At 63.4% G+C, this 21,124-nt stretch carries 20 protein-coding genes; 7 read left to right on the top strand and 13 right to left on the bottom strand.

All coding sequences use genetic code 11. The features are described from left to right. The 6 genes from nikR to QZ079_RS02765 form a co-directional block, all read left to right on the top strand. On the top strand, window positions 1–262 hold a 262-nt coding region (gene nikR, locus QZ079_RS02790; protein WP_297034829.1), incomplete at its 5' end, for a nickel-responsive transcriptional regulator NikR. 10 nt (window positions 263–272) lie between these two features. Then, on the top strand, window positions 273–2,867 hold the full coding sequence (gene hypF / locus QZ079_RS02785; RefSeq protein ID WP_297034826.1) for a carbamoyltransferase HypF: 2,595 nt from the start codon (window positions 273–275) through the stop codon (window positions 2,865–2,867). A 42-nt stretch (window positions 2,868–2,909) separates the two neighbouring features. Then, window positions 2,910–3,191: a HypC/HybG/HupF family hydrogenase formation chaperone gene (locus QZ079_RS02780; protein WP_297034824.1), complete on the top strand. Its 282-nt coding sequence runs from the start codon at window positions 2,910–2,912 to the stop codon at window positions 3,189–3,191. After that, window positions 3,188–4,282, top strand: coding sequence for a hydrogenase formation protein HypD (gene hypD, locus QZ079_RS02775; protein ID WP_297034821.1), 1,095 nt, complete (start codon window positions 3,188–3,190; stop codon window positions 4,280–4,282). The genes QZ079_RS02780 and hypD overlap by 4 nt, the downstream gene beginning before the upstream one ends. Before the next feature lie 53 nt (window positions 4,283–4,335). Continuing rightward, on the top strand, window positions 4,336–5,355 hold the full coding sequence (gene hypE, locus QZ079_RS02770; RefSeq protein WP_297034819.1) for a hydrogenase expression/formation protein HypE: 1,020 nt from the start codon (window positions 4,336–4,338) through the stop codon (window positions 5,353–5,355). A 61-nt stretch (window positions 5,356–5,416) separates the two neighbouring features. After that, window positions 5,417–6,079 carry an HAD family hydrolase gene (locus QZ079_RS02765; RefSeq protein WP_297034815.1) on the top strand — a complete coding sequence of 221 codons (663 nt, stop codon included), beginning with the start codon at window positions 5,417–5,419 and terminating at the stop codon, window positions 6,077–6,079. Window positions 6,080–6,139: 60 nt separating this feature from the next. On the opposite strand, the gene QZ079_RS02760 is transcribed toward QZ079_RS02765, so the two are convergent. From QZ079_RS02760 to pyrE, 3 genes are all read right to left on the bottom strand, one after another. Then, window positions 6,140–7,426 (bottom strand): zinc ribbon domain-containing protein, encoded by a 1,287-nt coding sequence (locus QZ079_RS02760; protein WP_297034813.1) that lies wholly within the window; start codon window positions 7,424–7,426, stop codon window positions 6,140–6,142. Window positions 7,427–7,532: 106 nt separating this feature from the next. Continuing rightward, window positions 7,533–8,087 carry a DUF5105 domain-containing protein gene (locus tag QZ079_RS02755; RefSeq protein WP_297034810.1) on the bottom strand — a complete coding sequence of 185 codons (555 nt, stop codon included), beginning with the start codon at window positions 8,085–8,087 and terminating at the stop codon, window positions 7,533–7,535. 199 nt (window positions 8,088–8,286) lie between these two features. Then, window positions 8,287–8,970, bottom strand: a complete 684-nt coding sequence (gene pyrE, locus QZ079_RS02750; RefSeq protein WP_291288215.1) for an orotate phosphoribosyltransferase — start codon at window positions 8,968–8,970, stop codon at window positions 8,287–8,289. A gap of 376 nt (window positions 8,971–9,346) precedes the next feature. On the opposite strand from pyrE, the gene QZ079_RS02745 reads away from it, so the two are divergent. After that, the gene (locus tag QZ079_RS02745; protein WP_297034807.1) at window positions 9,347–10,510 is read left to right on the top strand and encodes an iron-containing alcohol dehydrogenase; all 1,164 of its coding nucleotides are present in this window, start codon (window positions 9,347–9,349) and stop codon (window positions 10,508–10,510) included. A 583-nt stretch (window positions 10,511–11,093) separates the two neighbouring features. Here the strand turns inward: QZ079_RS02745 and QZ079_RS02740 are convergent. From QZ079_RS02740 to QZ079_RS02695, 10 genes are all read right to left on the bottom strand, one after another. Further along, window positions 11,094–11,978 carry an aldo/keto reductase gene (locus QZ079_RS02740; protein WP_297034805.1) on the bottom strand — a complete coding sequence of 295 codons (885 nt, stop codon included), beginning with the start codon at window positions 11,976–11,978 and terminating at the stop codon, window positions 11,094–11,096. 209 nt (window positions 11,979–12,187) lie between these two features. Further along, complete coding sequence (locus tag QZ079_RS02735; protein WP_297034803.1) at window positions 12,188–13,675, bottom strand: UxaA family hydrolase; 1,488 nt, start codon at window positions 13,673–13,675, stop codon at window positions 12,188–12,190. A gap of 61 nt (window positions 13,676–13,736) precedes the next feature. Continuing rightward, entirely contained in the window at window positions 13,737–15,245 is a 1,509-nt protein-coding gene (locus QZ079_RS02730; RefSeq protein WP_297034799.1) for a tagaturonate reductase, read from the bottom strand. Between the two features lie 213 nt (window positions 15,246–15,458). After that, window positions 15,459–16,427 (bottom strand): aldo/keto reductase, encoded by a 969-nt coding sequence (locus QZ079_RS02725; protein WP_297034796.1) that lies wholly within the window; start codon window positions 16,425–16,427, stop codon window positions 15,459–15,461. Then, entirely contained in the window at window positions 16,417–17,034 is a 618-nt protein-coding gene (locus QZ079_RS02720; protein WP_297034793.1) for a hypothetical protein, read from the bottom strand. Before QZ079_RS02720 ends, QZ079_RS02725 begins: the two co-directional genes overlap by 11 nt. Before the next feature lie 12 nt (window positions 17,035–17,046). Then, entirely contained in the window at window positions 17,047–17,757 is a 711-nt protein-coding gene (locus QZ079_RS02715; RefSeq protein ID WP_297034790.1) for a YitT family protein, read from the bottom strand. Further along, the gene (gene iolC / locus QZ079_RS02710) at window positions 17,754–18,788 is read right to left on the bottom strand and encodes a 5-dehydro-2-deoxygluconokinase (RefSeq protein ID WP_297034787.1); all 1,035 of its coding nucleotides are present in this window, start codon (window positions 18,786–18,788) and stop codon (window positions 17,754–17,756) included. Before iolC ends, QZ079_RS02715 begins: the two co-directional genes overlap by 4 nt. A 47-nt stretch (window positions 18,789–18,835) precedes the next feature. Next, a complete protein-coding gene (locus QZ079_RS02705; RefSeq protein ID WP_297034784.1) occupies window positions 18,836–19,036 on the bottom strand; it encodes a hypothetical protein in 201 nt (66 codons plus the stop codon). A gap of 10 nt (window positions 19,037–19,046) precedes the next feature. Then, complete coding sequence (locus tag QZ079_RS02700; RefSeq protein ID WP_291288205.1) at window positions 19,047–20,177, bottom strand: iron-containing alcohol dehydrogenase family protein; 1,131 nt, start codon at window positions 20,175–20,177, stop codon at window positions 19,047–19,049. Between the two features lie 137 nt (window positions 20,178–20,314). Further along, the gene (locus QZ079_RS02695) at window positions 20,315–20,983 is read right to left on the bottom strand and encodes an RpiB/LacA/LacB family sugar-phosphate isomerase (protein WP_291288204.1); all 669 of its coding nucleotides are present in this window, start codon (window positions 20,981–20,983) and stop codon (window positions 20,315–20,317) included. Window positions 20,984–21,124: the final 141 nt, after the last annotated feature.

Genomic DNA, 21,124 nt, shown 5'->3' with positions numbered 1-21,124 from the left:
GGTCATAGGCTCGCTCTCCATGATCTACGACCACCATACCGGCGACCTCACGCGCCGGCTCGACGAGGTGCAGCACGATTACACAGCAGAGATCGTCTCGACGATGCACGTGCACCTCGATCACCATAATTGCCTCGAAATCCTCGCGCTTCGCGGCAAGGGCGAGCGCGTCTACGAGCTCGCGGACAAGCTCCTCGCACTCCGCGGCGTGAAGCACGGCAAGCTCACCTGCGCCGCCACGGAGTCGAGCCTCGATTGGTAGCGGGCCGCTCATGTCCGTGCAGCGCGTTCGCATCCATATCACCGGCATCGTCCAGGGCGTGGGCATGCGGCCATTCGTGTACCGCGAGGCCGTCGCTGCCGGCGTGCGTGGATGGGTGCTGAACGCAGGCGACGGCGTACACATCGAGGCTACGGCGGAGCAGGCCGCACTCGATGCCTTCGTGCACGCGCTGCGCGACTGTGCCCCGGCTGCCGCGCGCATCGACGGTATCGTGGTTTCGCCGGCCGAAGATGCCGTGGGCGAGGACGAACGCAGCTGTTCGCACGCCCCGACGCACGGTGCGGACGCGCGCGAACCATTCCGCATCCTCGCATCCAGCGAAGACGCCGAGCGCACGACACTCGTCTCGCCGGACATCGCGACCTGCCCCGACTGCCTGCGCGAGCTGTTCGACCCCGGTGATCGCCGCTACCACTACCCCTTTATCAACTGTACGAACTGCGGGCCGCGCTTCACCATCATCCGCTCGCTCCCCTACGATCGCGCCGCGACGTCGATGGCGGCCTTCCCCATGTGCGACGCATGCGCCCACGAGTACGCCGATCCGCTCGACCGGCGCTTCCACGCCCAACCGGATGCATGCTTTGCCTGCGGACCTCATATTACCTGGCGCGAGCGCACCGAACAGGCAACCCGCGTCGGCGTGACGCGCGTGGAAAGCGACAGCATCATCGAGCGCTGTGCGAACGTGCTCGCCGCGGGCGGCGTCGTGGCGATCAAGGGGCTCGGCGGCTTTCATCTGACGTGCAACGCGAGCGATGAGCGCGCGGTCGCGACGCTGCGCGCGCGGAAGCGCCGGCCGAGAAAGCCGTTCGCGGTGATGGTTCGTGCCATAGAAGACATCGAGCGCATCTGCGCGGTATCGGACGGCGAGCGCAGCCTGCTCGCCGGCAGTGTGCGCCCGATCGTCCTCGTACGCCGACACTCGACGAGCGATGCTGCGCCTACCCCGGCGACGAGCGCGGGCGCGCTGCTTGCCTCTAACGTCGCCTTTCAGCTGCCCGAGCTCGGTGTGATGCTTCCATATACCCCGCTGCAGCATCTGCTGCTCGCCGCATGCGCCTCGCGCGGCATCGGGGCGCTCATCATGACAAGTGGCAACGTGAGCGGAGAGCCCATAGAGACCGACGACGCGCGCGCGTGGGAGCGCCTTGTCGAGGGCGGCATCGCCGATGCGCTTCTGGGAAACGACCGCGCCATTCTCTCGCGCTACGACGATTCCGTGGTGCGCGTCGGCGCCCGGGGAACCAAGCTCGCCGTGCGCCGCGCGCGAGGTTATGCGCCGCAACCGCTCGAGTTACCCGCCGCGGATGTCACGAAATCTCCCCGTACACACGAGACCGCGCAGGCAGCCGGGGCTCCTTGCATCCTTGCCTGCGGGAGTGAACAAAAGGCGACGCTTGCCCTCACGCGCGAACAGAGTCAAGGAACCGCGCTCTGCTTCCTCTCCCAGCATGTTGGAGATGTGGAGCATGCGAGCGCCCTCGACGCTTGGCACGAGGCACGCGAGCGCTCGTGCAGCCTGTTCGATCTTGAACCGGATATCATCGCCTGCGATCTGCATCCGACCTATCTCACCGCACAATGGGCGCGCAGCGCGGCGGCGAGGCACGGCCTTCCCCTCATCGAGGTGCAGCACCACCATGCGCATATCGGCGCCGCGATAGCCGAGGCAGCCGCCTACGAGAACTTCGACGTACGGGAACCCGTGGTGGGCATCGCGTTCGATGGCACCGGGGCGGGCACAGACGGGACCATCTGGGGCGGAGAGTTCCTCGTCGCAACGCTTTCTGGTTTCGAGCGCGCCGCGCATCTCGCACCCTGGCCGCTTCCCGGCGGAGCCGCGGCCATCCGCGATCCGCGCCGTTCGGCCTTTGCGCTTCTGCGGCAGCACGGCCTGCTCGAGCATCCCGGAGCGACGCGCCTGCTCCAGAGCTTGGGAGACGAAGCGCGCGGCATACTGGACACCATGCTCGAACGCGGCATCAACAGCCCCCTCACGAGCAGCATGGGGCGCTTCCTCGACGCCTGCGCCGCCATCCTGGGCATATGTGAGCACGCGTCCTACGATGGAGAGCCCGCGATCGAACTTGAGGCAGCGGCGAGCCGGGCACGTCTCCGGGAACATGGCTCGGATGCCGTTAGCTCCTCCCATACGCACAGCACGTTCGCCCCCCTCGCCTATGCTTCAGGTGAATCGCGGGAAAACCGAGCGCTGGGGCATCGCGAGAACGCAGAAAACGTGCTGCACGCCGATCCGGCACCCCTGCTCACTGCGCTGCTCGACGGCATCGCCAGCGCCAGCGACGCGTGCGCACTCGCATTTGCCGTCCATGCCGCCGTCGCACGCATGGCCGCCGATGTCGCCGCCGCGATCGCACGTGAACGTGGCCTGCACACCGCGGCACTGGGCGGCGGCGTCTTCATGAACCGCCTCATCCTCGAAGAAACGTGGAAGCGCCTGGAAGCGAACGGCCTGCGCGTACTGGTGCCGGAACGCATCCCGCTCAACGACGGCGGCATCGCGTACGGCCAGGCCGCAATCGCCCGCGCACGGCACAGCGAGGGTTTGCCCTCCGCATGACGGCGGGGTACCATCTAACGCGACCAAGCTAAAGGAGCAATCATGTGCCTTGCCATACCGGGACAGATCGTCGATGTGCGCGATAGCACGGCGACGATCGACATGATGGGAGTCCGCCGCGACATCTCGCTTTCACTTACGCCAAGCGCTCGGATCGGTGATTGGGTGCTCGTGCACGCTGGCTTCGCTATCGAGGTCATCGATGCCGAGCAAGCCGAAGAGACCATCCAGATCGTCCGCGAGCTGGATGAACTCGCCTCCGAAGACCTCGGGCTGAGCGCAAGCACCTACCAGACAGTCCCATCCCAGGCAGCACACTCATGACGAGCGCACTCGACCTCGAAGCCTTTCGCGATCCCAAGCTCGCGCGCGAGCTCATCGCTCGCATCGAGCACATCGTCGGCGACCGGCACATCAACCTCATGGAGGTCTGCGGTACGCACACCATGAGCATCGGGCGCTATGGTTTCCGCTCCATGCTCCCCCGCAACCTACAGCTGCTCTCTGGCCCGGGATGCCCGGTCTGCGTGACGGCGAACCACGACATCGACCACGCCATCGCGCTCGCACGGCAAGACGGCCTCACCGTCGCCACGTTCGGCGACATGATGCGCGTGCCCGGCAGCAGCTCGTCGCTCACGGAAGAGAAATCTGCCGGGCACGACATCCGCATCGTCTACTCGCCACTCGACGCCATCGAGCTCGCGGTGAAGCGCCCCGAACGCGAGGTCGTCTTCCTGGGTATCGGGTTCGAGACCACAGCACCCCTCATCGCAGCGAGCATCCTTGCTGCCGAAGAGCGTGGGCTCGCGAATTTCTCCGTGCTTTGCATGCACAAGACCACGCCAGCTGCACTGCGCGCTATCGCGAGCGATCCTGCGTGCGCTGTCGACGGCTTCATCCTTCCCGGCCATGTCTCTACCATCACGGGCGCCGCGCCATTCCGCTTTCTCGTCGACGAGTTCGAAACCCCCGGCGTCATAACCGGATTCGAGCCGGTGGACATCCTGGAGGGCATCGCGCTGCTCGTCGAGATGGTGACGAGCGGACAGCCCGCCATCGTGAACGCCTACCGCCGCGGAGTCCGCGACGACGGGAACCCGGTGGCGCGCAGCCTCTGTGAGCGCGTCTTCGAGCACGCGGATGCCACCTGGCGCGGGCTCGGCCCGCTTCCCGGCTCTGGTCTGCGCATCCGCGATACGTTTGCGCGCTTCGATGCCGCGCGCCGCTTTGCGGTGGAGGTCGAACCCGTGAGCGAGCCGCGCGGGTGCCGTTGCGGCGACGTGCTGCGCGGCGTTATTGCACCGACCTCCTGCCCGCTCTTCGCCCGCACGTGCACGCCCGAGCACCCGGTGGGCCCGTGCATGGTCTCGAGCGAGGGCAGCTGCGCCGCGCATTACCGCTATCGGGATTGACCCCGTGTAAAATAACCCCAGGGGTTTTTAACATCTGGCGTTAAGGAGCAACGATGCTATCTTGCGAAACCGTTCAGCTCGGACATGGGTCGGGCGGAGCCATGATGAAGCGCCTCATCGACGAGGTGTTCCTTGAGGCGTTCGACGCGCCCGAGCTGCATGCCGGCAACGATGCCGGCGTCGCCGCGTTGCCGCCTACGGGACGCATCGCGCTTTCCACCGACACCTTCGTCGTCACGCCGCACACCTTCCCCGGTGGAGACATCGGCAGACTCGCGGTATGCGGCACGGTGAACGACGTGGCAACCTCGGGCGCCCATGTGCGCTACCTTTCCTGCGGCTTTGTAATCGAGGAGGGGTTTCCCCTCGACGACCTGCGCCGCATCTGCACGAGCATGGCAGAAGCCGCGCGCGAGGCGAACGTAGCAATCATCACCGGTGACACGAAAGTCGTTGAACGGGGCTGCGCGGACGGCATCTATCTCAACACCGCAGGAGTGGGCGACGTCCCCGAGGGCGTGAACCTTGCGAGCAGCGCCTGTGAGCCGGGCGACATCGTACTCGTCTCCGGCACGCTCGGCGACCACGGTATCGCCATCATGAGCGTGCGCGAAGGCCTCTCGTTCCAAACGAGCATCGTGAGCGATGCGGCCCCGCTCAATGGACTCGTCGCAGCGGTGCTCGAGGCGGCACCGCACGTCCGGTGCTTCCGCGACCCCACCCGCGGGGGCCTCGCGAGCACCCTGAACGAGTTCGCGATCGCGAGCTGCGTGGATATCGAAATCGACGAGGACGCCGTCCCCGTGCGACCTGAGGTGCAAAGCGCATGCGATATGCTCGGCTACGACCCGCTGCAGGTCGCGAACGAGGGCAAGATGGTCGCGATCGTTCCGCCCGAAGAGGCTGAAGCGGCACTCGCTGCCATGCAAGCGCACCCCTCGGGCACGGAAGCGGCCATCATAGGAGCGGTGCGCGAGGTCTCGGCAAGCCCGCGCGTGACCGTACGCACACCCTGGGGGTCGACGCGCATCCTCGACATGCTCGTCGGCGAACAGCTCCCCCGTATCTGCTAGACCGTGATGATCCGACGCTAAACATGGAAGCATCACGTACCGATCTGAAAGGCACCTTGTGATGAACGCTCGGTTCACGCATGCCGTCTTCGACCTCGACGGCACGATCTTGAACACCCTCGAGGATCTCGCCTGCGCCTGCAACTACGTCTGCGAGCTGCATGGTTGGCCGACGTTTCCCCTCGATGCCTACCGCTATAAGGTGGGCAACGGCATGCTCAAGCTCGTCGAGCGCATCATGCCCGCGGAATACCTGGGCGATGAGGCGATGTTCGCACAGGCTCTTGCCGAATTCCGCGCTCGCTACGCCGAGCACAAGGAAGATCACACCGCGCCGTATCCCGGCATCATCGAGGCACTCGATAGCCTTCGGGCGGCGGGCATCACCCTCGCCGTCCTCACAAACAAGGATCACGACGCAGCGCTGCCGCTCGTCGAGCGCTTCTTCGGGCAACGGTTCGCGGTCGTGCAGGGCGCGCTTGCCGCCTTCCCGCCCAAGCCCGCGGTACCCATCACGCGTTACGTGCTTGATCGGCTCGGTGCCGACCCCCAAAGGGTTCTCTACGTGGGTGATAGCAACGTTGACGTACAAACCGGCCACAACGCCGGCTTGCTCGTGGCAGGCGCGGCATGGGGCTTTCGCGGCGCAACCGAGCTCGAAGCGGCGGGCGCGGATTTCATCCTCGAGCACCCCGATGAGCTCATCGCGCTTACCGGCGTGTAAACGCAAGGCGGGGCACCGCACCATCGCAGCACCCCGCCTTATGCTATCTCGCTATCGGCTTTAGAGACCCAGGATACTCATGAGCTCGTATTCCGAGCTGGAATCCATCCACCATACGCCACTGCTGTCCTGCGAGAATGTGAGTGTGGCATCGTACGCTTCCGGTTCTGCCGCCTGCGCTGCCTCCATAAGCATCTCGCCGGCCTTCTGATACACCTGGTCCTCGCTCGTGATTGTCGAGGGGTCGACCGACTCCGCCCATGCATTGAAGTTACTCTCGAATGTGCTCATGATCTCGGCATACGACTTGATCGTGACCGTCACCTCGACCTCGGCGGTGTCGCCATCGACCGTCACCGTGCCCACTTCGTAGCCGTAGCCGTCGAGGTAGGCGTCGGCGAACTCATCGGCCGAGATGCCGAGCTGGTCGAGCTCTCCACCCGATCCGCTCTCGAGCCCGGCGATGAAACCCGAGCGCATGTCGTCGTCCGCCTCGAAATAACTGTCGACGTCCGAGATGATGAGCTCTTCATCGGAGGGTAGATACGCCGTGAAGACCGCCTCTTCGAGCTCGTCGCCGTCGGCAGTCCAGGAAGAGCCGTCACGCACGTAGGTGAGCTCGAGCGTCGTCTCCTGAGGCTCGCCGGGGTCGTCCGCAAGACCCTCGTGATTCTCGACGAACTCAATGAGCGGCGCGTGCGTCACCGTGGCAGTCGCCGTCGCCGTGTCGCCATCGTCTGCCACCACGACGCCGTCCACCGTGTAGGAGCTGTCCTCGAGCCACGCCTCGTACGCGTCGGCACCCGGACTCGGGTACGCCACAAGGCCGGAGAGCACGTTATCCGCCTCGGTCATGAGACGGTCGCCATTGCCCGTTGTGGGATCGGAGTAATCTGCGAGCTGTGCCTCAAGGTCCTCCATAATGACCTCTTCGGGACCTGTGGCGAAGAAGTTCGTGTAGACGAAGTACCCGCCCACGCCGAGCACGGCAACGAGCACCACGATACCCAGCACGATGCCCACAATCTTGCCCTTGCCGCCCTTCTTCTTGGGCTGTTCGGGTGCCGATACGGGATTGGGGGCAGGCGCGGGCTGCGGTGCGGCATATGCAGGCGCGGGCTGCGAGCCTTCCGTATAGGTGGGTTCTGCCGCCGGCGTGGGATTGGCCGCCGGCGCGACCGCCGCGGGCTGCGGTGCAGGAGCGGCACCGGGGGCAGACGCCTCCTCGGCAGCGGGCTGCGGTGCCGGCGCGACCCCAGGCGTTGCCGCAGCTTCAACAGGCCTCCCGCATTGCGTACAGAACATCGTTCCTTCGGGCAATTCCTTGCCGCAATTCGTGCAGAACATCGCTTCCTCCAACCATCGACCTAAGCAAAGCGCCCCACACCAGGGCGGGGCGCACGCGAATCAACTGTGCAAACCAAACGCACCTAAGGCGTCTGCTGTAAGCCTGCTACGCCAAGACCACCGAGGAGAGCTCGGTCTGAGAGCTGGAATCCATCTCCCAATCGCCATCGGAGTTCTGCGTGTAGCCGACCTCGACCGTCGTGGAGACGGGCTCGGCGTTGTTCGTCGCGTCGAGAAGCATCTGACCCGCCTGCTGATAGATGTCGTCCTGCGTGACGGAGCTGTCATCGACGCTATACGCCCACTCGTAGAAGTCGTTCTGGAACGTGGTCATGATGTCGGAGTACGACTTGATGGTGATGGTAATCTCGGCTGTCGCGGTCTCGCCATCGACGGTGATGTCGCCAATCTCGTAGCCGTAGCCATCGAGGTAGGCAGCAGCGAACTCGTCCGCCGAGAGGCCGAGCAGCTCAAGATCTTCGCCCGCGCTCGCCTCGAGACCGGCAACGAACTCTTCGTTCGCGCCGTCGATCTCGCCCATGTAGCTCTCGATGTTCTCGCGAATCAGGTCTTCAGCCGAAGCCCCGCCGCATCCAGCAAGCACGAGCGTGAGCACGCAGGCGATGGCCATCACCGGCGCGAGCAGCATCTTTTTATACATCGTATCCTCCATACGCAGCCATGAAGCGCAACAACGCGCGCTTCGTTTATCGGTGTCTACCATGGTAGCGCGCCGCGCGGACAATTGCTCGCACAGCGCGCTTTCATCGGTAAGCGTTTCGAAAAGAAACGCGCAAGGCACGGTATTGCCGCCCGACCGATACGATCGGCACGCGCGCCGAACAGCGACCGTGCTCGCCTTATGCCTTCACGCCATACTGCTCGTAGTAGGCGTCGAGCGCTCCCTTAATCTTGTCGTCGATCACCACGCGGCCACCCACCTCGTGGTTGTAGAGCACCTCGGTGACCTCAGCCATCGACACGATCGACGCCACGGGAAAGCCGTACTTCTCCTGGATCTCCTGCTGCGCCGTCACCACGCCGCCCAAGCCGCGCTCCATACGGTTGAGCGACACGATGAGCCCCTTGATCTCGACGTCTGCCGCAGCCTTGAGCTTGGGATACGTTTCGTCGATCGACTTGCCCGACGTCGTGACGTCCTCGACCATCACCACGCGGTCGCCATCCTTGAGCTCGTAGCCGAGCATGCCGCCCTTGTCTGCGCCGTGGTCCTTGACCTCTTTGCGGTCGGAGCAGTACTTGACCTCCTTGCTGTAGAGCTCATGCAGGGCGATGGCCGTGACAACCGACAGCGGAATGCCCTTGTATGCGGGGCCGAAGACGACGTCGAAGTCGAGGCCGAAATTGTCGTGGATGGCGCGCGCGTAAAACTCGCCCAGGCGCTTGAGCTGCTCACCGGTCACATAGGCACCTGCGTTCATGAAAAACGGCGAGGTGCGGCCGCTCTTGAGCGTGAACTCGCCAAACTTGAGCACGTCGCTCTCGACCATGAACTCGATGAACTCCTGCTTGTACTGCTCCATGAAGGTTCCTTTCGTCCGCAATTTCCGATCGGCACCATTCTACAGGGAGCCGCCGCTCCCTCCCCACTAGAAATCCGGGCAGGACATGACGGGCGCTGGCGAAAGACGTAATTGCACGCGCCCTTTTCTGCCCGGGTTTTTCGGAATCGAGTCCACCACGGCGTGCTCGCACGCGCGCAACGTTCTTTTTCGGTTGAAAGACGCATACCCCTGTATTCAAATGCGATATACTAGAAATCGCAGGTAGATGCATATTTTTGCCATCTTCAAAACGTAAGTTTTCGAAAGCCGCGACGCGATATGCCGAAATCAAACCCCGTTGTGCTGGGTTTCGGCAAGCGCATCGCCCCAGGAGCCGCATCACCAAGGAGGAGCCATGTCCCAAAGCACTGCCCGAACCTTCATCACGCCCCATCACATCATCTACGGACCGGATGCCCTCGCTGAGGCATCGACGCTCGTCGCAACGCTCGGCACGCGTGCGCTCATCGTAACCGACGCCATGATGGCCAAGCTCGGCAACCTCGCCCGCGTGACGAACATGCTCGACAATGCCGGTATCTCCTACCACGTCTACGACGAGGTCAATTCCGAACCGGTCGACACCATGGTCGCGCGCGGTGCCGAGCTCTTCCAGGAGCACGGCTGCGATTTCATGATCGCGCTCGGCGGGGGCTCGCCCATCGATACCATGAAGGCCATCGCGATGGTCGTCTCGAGCGGCCGCGACATCGATTCGTTCCTAGGAGAGAACTTCTCCGGCTCCGTGTGCCCCATGGTCGCCATCCCCACCACCGCCGGCACCGGCTCCGAGGCCACGCAATTCACTATCATCACGAACACGCAGGCAGACGTGAAGATGCTTATCGCTGGCGCTCCGCTCATCCCCGAGGTCGCCATCGTCGACCCGACCTTCACGCTCACCGCACCCGCAAGCGTCACAAGCGCGACCGGCCTCGATGCGCTCTGCCACGCTATCGAGTCCTACACCTCGCGCAAGGCACAGCCGCTCTCGCAAACGTTCTCGCTCTCCGCCGCCAAGCGCATCTTCGAGAGCCTGGCGACCTGTGTGCGCGAACCCAACAACGTCGAGGCGCGCACGCAGATGTCCATCGCCGCCACCGAAGCGGGCATCGCGTTCAACAATGCGTCTGTCACGATCATCCACGGCATGTCCCGCCCCATCGGCGCGCTCTTCCACGTGCCGCACGGCCTCTCGAACGCCATGCTCATGGAGGCGTGCTTCAACTTCGCGCTCGACGGCGCTTACGACCGCTTCGCCGAGGTCGCCCGCTATTGTGGCGTGAGCACCGCGTCGGACGACAAGACGGCTGCAGAAGACCTCATGGCCGCGATCCATGCGCTACTCGAAGAGCTGAACGTCCCTACCCTCGAGCAATTCGGCGTGAAACGCACAGCGTTTTATGCCGCGATCGAGAAGATGGCGAACGATGCGCAGGCGAGCGGTAGCCCTGCGAACACTATCAAATCAGTCACCGTGGAAGACATGCAGGCGCTCTACCGCGAGGTTTACGCATAGAGTAGCCTCTCTGTACGTGGCAAGCGGCTCGATGCCGCACGAAATGCGCTGAAAAAAACGGTCTCGGCAGACAGCTCTTCGTGCCGAGACCGTTTTCCATCTGTCGCTTCCATCGTTTTCCCACGGGCCTCATCTGCTCCATCCAGCCCTAGGCGAGCAGATCAGTGTGATTTGGGGTCGCAAAATCAAAAACTTTCGGTTATCAACGGTTATTCTTGGACTGCCCGAGTAGACTAGCGTTTTGAACCAATAAAACCGCAGGTAGTTGGCTTTCGCTCATGCGGTCTACTCGCCGTGTTTCAATATAACCGTTGATAACCGAATCGAGTGAACTTCTAACCCAGTTGAGACTAATTTCTGGACTGGGTTTGGCCTCCTTCGCTAGAACGCGGCAACGATCTGTGCGCCGGCTCGTCACATCCCTCGTCCGCAAGCGCTGCGCGTCCGGAATTCACGGCGAACGCATTGCCGCATTCATACCGATCGCTCTCGTACTTGGGCACCAAGTGAGGCGGCAGGTGGCGCATCGTATCGTCGTATGCACCGAAGGTAATCTTGCTCTCCTCTACGCCGATTCAGCAGCCTACTTCACGTTTCCGCGCGCCATCATGTCCTCGAGCGTTTGCGGACGGTCGAACGCATTCGGGTCGCCGCTGATCTGGCCTTCCGGACAATCGAGCGCGTCGAAAGCTGCCATCTCGGCGTCCGTGAGCTCAAAGCCGAAGACATCGAGATTCTCGCGCATGCGCTCGACATGCGTGGACTTGGGGATGATCACGTGGCCCTTCTGGATATGCCAGCGAAGCACCGCCTGCGCGCAGGTCACGCCATGTGCAGCGGCGGCAGCTTTTGCAGGAGCGGATTCGATGTCGCTACCGCGGCCGAGCGGCGAGTATGCCTCTACGACCACACCAAGCTCGCGGCAAAGCGCATCGAGCTCCGGGCGCCAAAACGCCGGATGCGATTCGACCTGGTTCACCACGGGCACCACACCCGTCTCGTCCACCAAGCGACGCAGATGGTCGGGCAGGAAGTTGCATACGCCGATGGAACCAACCAGGCCGTCTTCTACGAGCTTCGCCATAGCTCGCCACGTCTCGACGTAGCGATCCTGCGTTGGAACCGGCCAGTGAATGAGGTAGAGGTCGATACGGTCGAGGCCAAGATCTTTAAGCGAGGTCTCGCAAGCGCGCAAGGCATTGTCGTAGCCTTGATCCGCGTTGCGCAGCTTCGTCACGGTGTAGACGTTGTCGACCATACCCGTCGCACGGAGCGCGGCGCCCACGCCGGCCTCGTTCGCATAGGCAGACGCGGTGTCGATGTGGCGGGAGCCGATCTCGAGCGCCTCCTCGACCGCGCGCTGCGTGTCCGTCGGATCGATCTTAAACGTGCCGAACCCCGCCTGCGGAATCTGGCTGCCATCGTTCAACGTAATGGTCTGAACGCTTGCATCGAATGTCTTTGCCATATCTATTCCTCTTTCTCTCATGAAGTGATAGTTTCCGTCCAGGACTCAAATTATCACTCGGTGCCGTGGGACTCAGAGACCTGGTGCCAAAGTCCCACTTCCGATCTCTGACGGGCTCAGGTGCCCGAGATTGGCCTGAAAGCGGACGGCCATAGGCCTTAAGGGCCATGGCCGTCCGCCTGAAGGCCAAGGTCGGGTGCCTGAGTCCGTCAGAGCGTGACGCCGTCTTTCCAGATGGCAATCCCCCGGTACCCCGCACGCTCGCTCACGGTCTTCTCTCCTTCCGCGAAAGCGATCACGCGGTGAAACAGATCCGCGGCGGCCTCGTCGATGGTACGCTCGCCATCGGCCACAACGCCTGCGTTGAAATCCATCCACCCGGGCTTGCGCTCGCTCAACGCGGTGTTGGTGAACACTTTGCAGGTGGGCACGGCGCTGCCGAACGGCGTGCCACGTCCCGTGGAGAAGAGCACGATGTTCGCACCGGCAGCGGCGAGAGCCGTCGCGGACACGAGGTCGTTGCCCGGTCCGCACAAAAGGTTGAGCCCGCGCGCCTGGATGCGGTCGCCATAGCCCAGTACGCCGTCGATGGGCGCGGCACCGCCTTTCTGCACGCAGCCGCAGCTCTTGTCCTCGAGCGTAGTAATGCCACCCGCCTTGTTGCCAGGGCTCGGGGTCTCGTACACCACCTCGCCGTGACGGATGAAATAGTCCTTGAAGCCGTTGAGCATCGAGGCGGCCTCGTCGAACACCTCGGTCGTGCGGCACCGCGAGAGCAGGATGTCCTCGGCACCGAACATCTCGGGAACCTCAGTGAGGATCGATGTGCCACCACGGGCGACGAGCATATCGGACACGCGCCCGATCACGGGGTTCGCCGTGATGCCGGAAAGGCCGTCCGAGCCGCCGCACTTCATGCCGATCACAAGCTCGCTCACCGGCACGTCCTCGCGCTCGAAGCCAGCAGCATATTCCACGAGCTCCTGCAGGATCTCGCGGCCAGCAGCCATCTCGTCATCCACGTCTTGGCAGGTGAGGAAGCGAATGCGCTGCTCGTCGAAGTTGCCCAGCTCCTCCACGAACTGCTCATGCGTGAGGTTCTCGCAGCCCAAGCCAAGCACGAGCACACCACCCGCATTGGGATGATGCGCGAGCGCGGCGAGAAGCTTTCGCGTCTGGGCGTGGTCTGCGCCCGTCTGGCTGCAGCCGAAGGGATGCGCGAACGCCACAACGCCGTCGACGGATCCGTGCACAAGATCCGCCGCGTCCGCAGCAAGCGCCGCAGCGACCTCGTTCACGCAACCCACGGTGGGCAGAATCCATACCTCGTTGCGAATGCCCACGCGACCGTCCACCCGGCGGAACGCGCGCATGGTCTCGGGCTCGACCGGCTCGAGGTCGCGCACGGCCGGCTCGTAGGTGTACTCGATCTCGCCGGAAAGGTTCGTGGCCATGCGATGCGTATGCACGTGCTCGCCGGCAGCGATATCGCAGGTCGCATGGCCAATCGGCAGACCGTACTTCACCACGTTATCGCCCAAGGCAAGCGCGCGCACGGCCATCTTGTGGCCTTGGGGAATATCCTCCGCAACGCGCACCTCGCCTGCGCCCTCGACGCTGAGTACCTCGCCCGCCGCAAGCGGACGCAGCGCCACGACCACGTTATCGAGCGGGTTGATGAGAACAATTGCCTGCATGGAGCACCTCCTCGTAGTACCGGATCCAAAAGATGTTAAAAACCCCTGGGGTATTTTTACGTCATGCGACGGTAAACGCAGCTTTCACGCCCTCGGTGCGGATGGTCGCGAGTGCCGCGGCCACGGCTGCTTCGAGACCTGCGACCTCGAGCAGGCTCTGGCCCCACATCTGCTCGCAACCGAGCACCTCGTGCACGAGCTGGGCATCATCCGTATCGTGGCGCTCAGCGTAGAAATCGAGCACCCAAGCGTCGTCCTGCGCGGTGTACGCGGTGCCATCCGCACGGCGCAGGTGCAGACCGTCCGCGTCGCGCCCCTCAAAGCCGGTCGTGTAGAACGCGATGAGCGCGGCGAGGCTCGTGGTGAGGCAGCGCGGCAGCTCGCCCATCTGCTCCACGTAGTCGAGCATCGTGGGCAGGTCGCGCGCCGCCCACTTCGACGTGGAGTTGAGGCAGATAGAGAGCAGCTGGTGGTCGATGAACGGGTTGTCGAAGCGATCCTGAACGGCTGCCGCGAAGGCGCGCAGGTCAGCCTCATCGAGCTCGGCGGAAAGCGTCGGGATGACCTCGCGCTCGAGCAACGTGTTCATGAAGCCTCGCACCACATCGTCGTGCATGCAGTCGCGCACGATATCGAAGCCCGCGAGCCACGCGCCCGGCACGAAGCCGGTGTGGGCGCCGTTCAGGATGCGCACCTTGCGCTTCTTGTAGGGCGTTACGTTGGGCGTCACGAATGCACCCGGCAGCTCGGCCTGAATAAACGGGAGCTTCGCGGCGAGCGTCTCGTCGCCCTGGATACCCCACATCTGGAAGGGCTCGCGCACGGCGAGAAACGGATCCTCGTAACCCAGGCGCTCGGCTACCGCAGCGGCCTCAGCGGCATCGCGGATACGGCCGGGAACGATCGTGTCCACGAGCGTCGTGCAGAACGTGCAGTCCGTTTGCAGCCACGCGTCGAAGGCCTCCTCCCAACCCCAATCGGCCACATGCTGGCGCACGATACGCAGCAGCTCGGCGCCGTTGTTGTCGATGAGCTCGCAGGAGAGCACCACGACGCCCGGCTTGCCGGCCTCCCAGCGCGCATGCAGCACCTGGGCGAGCTTCGCGGGAAAGCTAGCCGGCGGCTCGTCTGTGGGCTGGCAGGACGCGTCGTAGGCGATGCCTGCCTCGGTGGTGTTCGAGACGATGATCTCGAGGTCGTCCGAGGTAGCGACCTCCATCATGGCCTGGTAGTCATCCGGGCGATACGGATTGATGCAGCGGCTGCAGCTCGAGATGAGACGCGCCTCGTCCATGGCCACGCCGTCTTGCTTGCCGCGCATGAGCACGGTGTAGAGGCAATCCTGCGCATTGATGCCGTCCGCGAAGCCGTAGGCGCCGTCGATGGGCTGCACCATGACGATCTTGCCGTTCCAGCCGGTCACCTCGTTCGCGAGGTCGAAGTAACGGTCGACGAACGCACGCAGGAAGTTGCCCTCACCGAACTGCAGCACCTTCTCGGGCGCGTCCTTCGGCAGAACATACCCCTCGTAACCGATCTTCTCCAAGGTTGCGTAGCTCAGCGTATCCATGGTTTCTCCTCTCAGTCTCTTCCTCCTGGCGAGCGGCGATATTTCGCCCGCTGCTCAGACACTCCTCGCACGACGGCTTCGCCGTCGTGCTGCGGAACTCGCGACGGGCGAAGCATCGCCGCTCTGCGGCAGACCCTGGTCTTGGTGCCATAGAGGCTCGCATGGGAGCACCGGGTCGCCGCGCGCCCGAATTCCGCACGGGCATGTTGCCGGCTAGACACCGCTCTCACGGTGCGCGGCAGCCACGCGCTCCGCCCACTCGGCGAGGCGGTCGGGGTGGAACGTATAGTTGTCGTCGGTGTTATAGCTATCGAGCAGCGCCATATCCTCGGGCGAAAGCTCGAAGTCGAACACTTCGCTGTTCGACTTGATACGCGCGAGCTTCGTGGACTTCGGCATGGTGATGAAGCCCTTTTGCAGCGCCCAGCGCACACACACCTGGCCGGCGTCCTTGCCCAGGCGCTCCGCGAGCGCAAGCACGTGCTCGTCGCGCATGAGCCGACCGCGACCCAGGGGCGCCCACGCCTCGAGCTGGATGCCGCGCTCCTCGCACCAGGCGACGGTCTCGCGCTGCTGATACGTGGGATTGAGCTCGATCTGGTCCACATGCGGCATGATGCGCGCATGACGCTCGAGCGTCTCCAGATGATGCACGAGGAAGTTCGATACGCCGATCGCCCGCACGCGTCCCGCCTCGTAGAGCTCCTCGAACGCCCGCCAAGTATCGGCGATAATCTCTTCCCAGCGGTCTTCCGTCCCCGCGACCTTCGGCCAGTGAATGAGGTAGAGGTCGAGGTAGTCCGTACCCAGGTCGGCAAGCGTGCGGTCGAACGCAGCGAGCGTCTTCTCGTAGCCCTGCTCGGTGTTCTTAAGCTTGCTCGTAAGGAAAACCTCGTTGCGCGGCACGCCGCTCTCGGCGAGCACGCGCCCCACCATGTCCTCGTTGTTATAGTTCGCCGCACCGTCGATATGGCGGAATCCCAGGTCGAGCGCAGCGCGTACGGCCGCCGCGCCCTCATCGTCGTTGGGGATCATATAGGTGCCGAACCCCAAGCATGGGATCTCGACACCGTTCGAGAGCACATAGCGGTCGCATTTCCCAGCAAGCTGCACCTGTGGGAGCGCGCGCGAGACCGGGGTCGCAACGGGAGCGGTGCGTCCGCCCATACCCTTATCCTGCATTGACAGCCATCTCCTTAAACGTGTTGAACGCACGGAGCACCTCCGCCTCGGTGGCGGTGCCCGCCGGCATCTGCTCCAAGTGCTCGACTACCTTATCGATCGTGAGCACCGTGCAAGAGCAATCCACGGCGCTCACGTCCGCACCCTCGTTGAATGCGATGATGTACTCCACCGGCGCGTTCTTCAAAAAGCTATCGAGCAGCTTCTTCTGCCGCCGCACGTAGGTCACGGGCGAGGCAAGAGCGAGCTTCTTGCCGTCGCGCTCGACGGTCCAGCTGCCCGTATCCTTGCCGGCGATCGCGCCCGCGGTCGCGACCATGCAAATCGCCGCATGCCCACGCGTGGAAAAGATCGTCGCGAACGTCGCGGCGATGCGCCCCTGGCTGTCGCGGTAGGCGTTGTAGACGATGCGATGCGCGCCGATGCGCTCTTTGAGCAGGCTCGATTCCGAAAGGTCTTCCTTCATGCTCATGCGCCAGAAGTACTCGAGGTAGCTGCCGAACAGGCGCTGGTAGAGCGACCCCTTGTAACTGCCGTAGCCGGCGACGGCCTTGAAGCCCATGATGAGGACGAACACGACGACGATCGCGACGACCAGTACCTCCATGGCAACCCCTTCCTACTGCGACGCGCACGCGACACGGTCCCTGCCGAATGCCGTACGCTGAAACTTCGCCGCGAACAGGCGATTCATGACGTTGATGAACTTGCCCAAGAACAGCGCCGCGATGACCGTCGTGACACCGAAGGCATCGATCGTGTGGAGGACCGTCCACGACAGCACAAGCGCCACTACCACGTGGCTCGTATCGAAGACGACCTTCACGTCACCGAAGCGACGGCGCAGCTTCTCGGAAATCACCTGCACCAGACCGTCCGGCGCATTGGGCACCACACCCATGTTCACCACGAGGCTCACGCCGAACGAAATGAGCACGAGCGAGAACACCATCGTCGCCACCTGCGCGGGCAACCCTTCGGGGTGGATGGGCATCACGGCCATGAAAAAATCGGTGAAGATGCCGATCACCGCCGAGAAGAACACCTCGAGCAGGATACGCGGCTGGAACTGCCGGCGCAAGATGAGCGCCTGCGCCACGATGTAGGCGCAATACGTCGCCGTGATCATGGAACCGAGCGACGTGCCCAGAATGTCGGCGATCACCTGCGCGAAGCACGTGAGCGACGCTACGCCCAGGCCAGACTCGGTCTGTACAACCATACCGAGCGCCAAGATCACAACGCCCGCAAGGTACATCGCCATGCGGAGCACCGTACGCGCCCAGTCGATGGTCACGCCGTCCAAGCCCATCACGAGCAGCGGTCTCATGCGCGCGCCACCATCTCGCCGAACTGCGCCTTCTCTTCCGCGATGAACGCCTCGACCTCAGCGGGGCCGGGGAGCGCGTCGGAGCAGTTGTTCGCGCGCACCATCATGGACGCCTCGGCGGAGCCGAATTCCAGGCAGCGCTGGATGTCCCAACCCTGGAACAGGCCATATATGAAGCCAGAACCATAGCCGTCGCCGCCGCCGAAGCCCTTGCGCGCCGTGACGGGGAACGGCTTGATGGAGAACTTCTCACCGTCGTCGCAATACGCGGTCGAACCCTGCATGCCGTGCTTGATGACGACGATCTTGGCATGTTTAGCCTGCCAGTAGGCCGCGCTCTCCTCGTCGGTCATGCCCGGCTTGATAAGGCGCTCGGTGAGGTCGAACTCCTCGCGGGAGCCCATGATGATGTCTGCCTGGTTCGCGAGCGCGGAATAGTAGATCGAGATCTCGTCCGCGTTCTTCCAGTTGTACGCACGATAGTCGATGTCGAAGATGATGGGCGTACCCACCTGGCGGGCGAGCATCGCGGCCTTGAGGGCGGCCTCGCGGCTGGGGCTTTCGGCAAGCGCCGTACCCGAGATGAGGATGCACTTGGCGGAAGCGATGTAACCCGCATCTACGTCATCGACGGAAAGCTGCAGGTCCGCGATGGCGTTGCGGTACATAAGGATGTGCGACTCGCTGGGGCTCAGCATCTCGGTGAAGGTGAGACCGAGCTTCTCGCCGCCCGTGCACCGGGTGATGTGGCTCGTGTCGATGCCCTCGCGCTCGAAGTACTCGGTCACGAAGTCGCCAAACTGGTCGTCGGAGACCTTGGCGATGAAACCCGCCTTAAGACCGTGGTGCGTCACGCCCACCGCGATGTTCGCCGGCGAACCGCCTACGTACTTCTCGAAGTAATGGACGTCCTTGAGTGGCTTGAACTCCTCTTTCACGACATCGGAATACGCAGGGTTGAAGTCGATGGCCACACGGCCGAGCAGCACGATATCGAGTGGACGGGACTGGTCGAATTCGATGTAGGCCATGGGAGGCTCCTTTCTAACAAAAGGGACAGGCGCCGCACGCTTCGTGATTAGCCGAACGGGAAGAACACGAGCGCGAGCGCGACGGCGACGAAGGCGAAGCCGAGGTTCCGCGCCAAAAGCTCTTGTTTGCTGTACGGCTCGAACGAACGCGGCGCACCAACGCGACGCGTGTAGGCCATCTTCACCCATGTGATGAGGCCGAGACCTATGATCACGCTGACGATCTGGATGTACTCGGATAGGCGCATCGCAGCCCCCTTATGCGGCGTTACCGTCGAGCGGGACGGTCGGCGCGGGCGCGGCGGGCACGTCGCACGCCGCGGAAACCTCTTCGAGCTTCACGATGGCATTCCAGATGAGCTCCTGCGTGACCGTATAAGGCACGTGGCGCAGCTCCTGGTTGACCTCGGTCGCCGCAAGAACCTCGGTGAAATCGTCCTCGAGCGTGAGCCCCAAGTCGGCAAGACACGTGGGCAGGCCGAGCGAGCGGTACAGGCGCAGAAGCTTCGCGAGCTCATCGTCATCGTTGTCCATAGCGAGCTGCACGAGCACGCCGTACGAGACGACCTCGCCGTGCAGATGGTCATGCTCAACCGAAGGAATCGTGGTGAGGCCATAGAAGAGTGCGTGCGCAAGGGCGCTGTTGTAGTCCACGCCCACGAGCCCGGAGACGAGCCCCGTGCTCACGACGATGTTAAGCGCGGCATGCTCGAGGTCTGCGCTCACGCGGTTCTCGCGGCAATCTGCAAGCGCCGCCGTGGCATGCGAGAGCAGCGGCTCGGCGCACATGCACGAGATTGCCTGGCCAAGTACCGGCGCATAGGCGGGACTGTCGCCGCGCATGGAAAACGTGACCTCGTAGTATTTCGCGATCGTGTCGCCAATGCCCGCCCAAAGGTATACCTCGGGAGCCTCGGCGATGACGCGCGTATCGATGAAGCAATGCGCGGGCGGTACATGGAGCTGCACGATCTCGCGGAAGCTGCCATCGTCGTTATACAGGATGGAGATGCAGCTCACCGGGGAGCAGTTCGAAGCGATGGTGGGGAACGTGTAGAGGGGCTTGCCCAGATTGTGGGCGACCATCTTGCAGGTATCGACCACCTTGCCACCACCCATGGCGAAGATGGCGTCTGCCGCCTGCACACTCGGCTCCGCCACCAGACGCTCGATCTGGGTGTAGGTGGCCTCCCCGCCATACCACAGGGCGTCGACGATGTGCACGTCGGAGCCCTCGACGGCTGCCTTGAGCCTATCGAGGCCGGCGGCCATGGCCTTGTGCCCGCCGATCACCACCGCTTCGGCGGAACCCACTACCTGCCGAACCGCGCCGTACGCCTCCGTTCCCACGGTGTAGCTTGGCAGATATTGCGTCGTGACCTCGGGCATCCCAACCGCTCCTTCCATAGCAGCCTGCACGCAGGCCTGTCTTAGTGCCCTGGTATTGGGGACTGTCCCCAATGTCAGAACGGAGGGCGCCACCATGCGGAAGCGCCCTCCGAGCTCATACGACTCTCTCGCGAACGTTACGCGGCGAACTCGCGGACGAGCTCCTCGAGCTCCTTGTCCTGGCAGTTGGCGTAGAAGCAATCCAGGAACGCCGGAGTGAGGGCGGTCTTGACCATCTCGGGGTCGAGCGCGCGGATGATCTCCGGCAGCGGCTTGGCAACGCGCGTCTTCACATCGTCAAGAAGCTTCACGTTCTTGTTCTGCGACTCCTTGCGATCCGCCGGGTAACCCTGGCCCTTGGGCGAACCGAAGGCGCGGGTGAAGATGTTCTCGAGGTTGAGCTCGGCACCCCAGCCGAAGCCCTTGGCATAAGGAATCGAGAGGGCGTTGCCGTCATTGATCTGCAGGAAGAGGTAGGCATCCGTGGGCTCGATGCAGTAGCCGCACACGACACCGGGGTACATGTTGCAGCTCATGAGGGCGCCCTGGCCGGTGCCACAGCCGGTGACGACGAAGTCGACGGCCTTGGAGTTCAGGAGCAGTGCAGCCTGGATGCCGATGTGCAGATAGGTGAGGCGCGGGTTCTCCTCGGTGTAGTCCTCAGGGCGATCGTTGGGATTGTCGACCTGCTGCATACCGGTGTTGTACACGGTGTTGCCCAGGGGCTCGGCAACCTTCTTGAGCTGACCCAAGATGATGTCGTTCTTCGATGCCTGCGAGAATTCCTGGATAAGGGCGATCTTCATGAGATCCATCTCCTTCACGTTGGTGATACAACCTTCCAGAGGCACTGCGCCTCCTGGGAATGGACGGTAGGGGTTGGTTGGGGACGGGTTCGTTTCAACCCATTCCATGGGCAAAGCGAGCACGTTCCAAAATGGGTTGAA

The organism is uncultured Enorma sp. (assembly GCA_905210055.1).
In the GTDB taxonomy this organism is placed as follows: domain Bacteria; phylum Actinomycetota; class Coriobacteriia; order Coriobacteriales; family Coriobacteriaceae; genus Enorma.
The sequence above is the reverse complement of the archived record's forward strand: the minus strand, read 5'-3'. Positions and strand labels throughout refer to the sequence as shown.

What these genes read in the sequence shown, in the direction of transcription:
- hypF (WP_297034826.1), top strand. Translation starts at nt 273, where the DNA reads ATGTCCGTGCAGCGCGTTCGCATCCATATCACCGGCATCGTCCAGGGC.
- QZ079_RS02780 (WP_297034824.1), top strand. Translation starts at nt 2,910, where the DNA reads ATGTGCCTTGCCATACCGGGACAGATCGTCGATGTGCGCGATAGCACG.
- hypD (WP_297034821.1), top strand. Translation starts at nt 3,188, where the DNA reads ATGACGAGCGCACTCGACCTCGAAGCCTTTCGCGATCCCAAGCTCGCG.
- hypE (WP_297034819.1), top strand. Translation starts at nt 4,336, where the DNA reads ATGCTATCTTGCGAAACCGTTCAGCTCGGACATGGGTCGGGCGGAGCC.
- QZ079_RS02765 (WP_297034815.1), top strand. Translation starts at nt 5,417, where the DNA reads ATGAACGCTCGGTTCACGCATGCCGTCTTCGACCTCGACGGCACGATC.
- QZ079_RS02760 (WP_297034813.1), bottom strand. Translation starts at nt 7,426, where the DNA reads ATGTTCTGCACGAATTGCGGCAAGGAATTGCCCGAAGGAACGATGTTC.
- QZ079_RS02755 (WP_297034810.1), bottom strand. Translation starts at nt 8,087, where the DNA reads ATGTATAAAAAGATGCTGCTCGCGCCGGTGATGGCCATCGCCTGCGTG.
- pyrE (WP_291288215.1), bottom strand. Translation starts at nt 8,970, where the DNA reads ATGGAGCAGTACAAGCAGGAGTTCATCGAGTTCATGGTCGAGAGCGAC.
- QZ079_RS02745 (WP_297034807.1), top strand. Translation starts at nt 9,347, where the DNA reads ATGTCCCAAAGCACTGCCCGAACCTTCATCACGCCCCATCACATCATC.
- QZ079_RS02740 (WP_297034805.1), bottom strand. Translation starts at nt 11,978, where the DNA reads ATGGCAAAGACATTCGATGCAAGCGTTCAGACCATTACGTTGAACGAT.
- QZ079_RS02735 (WP_297034803.1), bottom strand. Translation starts at nt 13,675, where the DNA reads ATGCAGGCAATTGTTCTCATCAACCCGCTCGATAACGTGGTCGTGGCG.
- QZ079_RS02730 (WP_297034799.1), bottom strand. Translation starts at nt 15,245, where the DNA reads ATGGATACGCTGAGCTACGCAACCTTGGAGAAGATCGGTTACGAGGGG.
- QZ079_RS02725 (WP_297034796.1), bottom strand. Translation starts at nt 16,427, where the DNA reads ATGCAGGATAAGGGTATGGGCGGACGCACCGCTCCCGTTGCGACCCCG.
- QZ079_RS02720 (WP_297034793.1), bottom strand. Translation starts at nt 17,034, where the DNA reads ATGGAGGTACTGGTCGTCGCGATCGTCGTCGTGTTCGTCCTCATCATG.
- QZ079_RS02715 (WP_297034790.1), bottom strand. Translation starts at nt 17,757, where the DNA reads ATGAGACCGCTGCTCGTGATGGGCTTGGACGGCGTGACCATCGACTGG.
- iolC (WP_297034787.1), bottom strand. Translation starts at nt 18,788, where the DNA reads ATGGCCTACATCGAATTCGACCAGTCCCGTCCACTCGATATCGTGCTG.
- QZ079_RS02705 (WP_297034784.1), bottom strand. Translation starts at nt 19,036, where the DNA reads ATGCGCCTATCCGAGTACATCCAGATCGTCAGCGTGATCATAGGTCTC.
- QZ079_RS02700 (WP_291288205.1), bottom strand. Translation starts at nt 20,177, where the DNA reads ATGCCCGAGGTCACGACGCAATATCTGCCAAGCTACACCGTGGGAACG.
- QZ079_RS02695 (WP_291288204.1), bottom strand. Translation starts at nt 20,983, where the DNA reads ATGAAGATCGCCCTTATCCAGGAATTCTCGCAGGCATCGAAGAACGAC.